The sequence below is a fragment of the Erwinia sp. ErVv1 genome, from assembly GCF_900068895.1.
Classification (GTDB): domain Bacteria; phylum Pseudomonadota; class Gammaproteobacteria; order Enterobacterales; family Enterobacteriaceae; genus Erwinia.
In genome coordinates this window covers 1-264 of the sequence record NZ_CDPK01000045.1, presented here as the reverse complement: position 1 = coordinate 264, position 264 = coordinate 1, and the positions used below count along the sequence as shown (strand labels likewise).

Annotated in this window: 1 protein-coding gene; it reads right to left on the bottom strand. The window is 68.2% G+C overall.

The features are described 5' to 3' along the window. Positions 1-81: 81 nt before the first annotated feature. The coding region (locus A1830_RS23605; protein ID WP_067710509.1) for a hypothetical protein at positions 82-264 on the bottom strand (183 nt) is incomplete at its 5' end.

Genomic DNA, 264 nt, shown 5'->3' with positions numbered 1-264 from the left:
GCGGGCAGTGACCGATATGGCCAGGATCCGGGATGTCACCCACGAACGGCGGCTGGCTGGCTGAAGGCCTGGTGCCGTCGCTTACGGGTGGTGCATGGTGCGACAGAGGCCCCTATGGTCGCCAACGGGTGTTGCCCGGTGCCTGGCGGTCCTCGCGCCGCGCGTTGCGCGGTTCCTTCGCTCCGCTCGTCGACCTTTCGGAGCGGTCATGACGTGACATCCCTGTCCCGGCATGCCCTTGTGCCAGCCTCCCTGCTGGGCCAT